General features: G+C 58.8%; 1 protein-coding gene and 1 pseudogene. One reads left to right on the top strand and one right to left on the bottom strand.

Translation table 11 applies throughout. From position 1 onward, the window contains the following. The coding region (locus B4F73_RS07400; RefSeq protein WP_290481440.1) for a thymidine kinase at positions 1-414 on the top strand (414 nt) is incomplete at its 5' end. Here the strand turns inward: B4F73_RS07400 and B4F73_RS07395 are convergent. Further along, positions 415-950: pseudogene (locus B4F73_RS07395) on the bottom strand (coproporphyrinogen III oxidase); the annotation flags it as partial.

The following is a 950-nucleotide window of genomic DNA, read 5'->3' as shown; positions in this document are numbered from 1 at the left end:
GTTCTCTATACGGCGGACACGGATTTGTATGCGCTTATCGGCGATGCGATGGCCGGTCACAAGATGAGCGCGATATTCGTCGATGAGGCGCAATTCCTGACCAAGACGCAAGCTTGGCAGCTCGCGCGTGTCGCGGACCATCTGAATGTACCTGTGCTGGCCTATGGCCTGCGAACAGATTTCCAGGGAGAACTGTTCGAAGGTTCCGCCGCGCTGCTGGCGATTGCCGACTCGCTGCGGGAGATCCGCACGATCTGCGAGTGCGGCCGGAAGGCCACGATGGTTGTGCGGCTTGGTCCGGATGGAAAAGCCCTTACCGAAGGCGAACAGGTCAGTATCGCCAAGGCGACGTACCTCTCACTTTGCCGCCGCCATTGGGAGCAACGCATGGGACGCTTCCCACCTGCACCTTGATCAGGGAGACAGTTCAGCAGTCAGGGCATCTGCGAGAAGCCGTCCGCGCGCGGTAAGGGCGAGCCTTGGTCCGTCTTGCACCATCCAGCCTTCTTCGACGAACACATCGATCTTGGCCTGCGAGAGTGTCCGGCCTGAAATGCTTTCGATCCTTGTCCGGTCGATCCCGGATGATGGTCGCAATCCCATGGCCAGCAACTCTCTTGCATTGTCTAGCGGGTACAGCTTGGACGCCTCAGACCATCCCGACGCAAGAGCTTGCACGTTTGCGATATAGGCCGCCGGCTGACGCTCAGCCTCTGAGGCATAACGGTTTCCACCTACGCTAAGCCGACCATGCGCACCAGGACCCACACCGATCCAGTCACCGCCATTCCAGTAGATGTTGTTGTGACGAGACTGGTATTTTTCCGACATGGCATGATTGGAGATCTCGTAAGCAGGCAAGCCGGCTGCAGAAAGCACATCTTGCGTCAGCTCGTACAAATCGGCCTGGTCATCATCGTCCATCGGAGTCATCTGGCCGCGAGCCGCCG

It is taken from the genome of Hyphomonas sp. UBA3601, from assembly GCF_002375605.1.
In the GTDB taxonomy this organism is placed as follows: domain Bacteria; phylum Pseudomonadota; class Alphaproteobacteria; order Caulobacterales; family Hyphomonadaceae; genus Hyphomonas.
The sequence above is the reverse complement of the archived record's forward strand: the minus strand, read 5'-3'. Positions and strand labels throughout refer to the sequence as shown.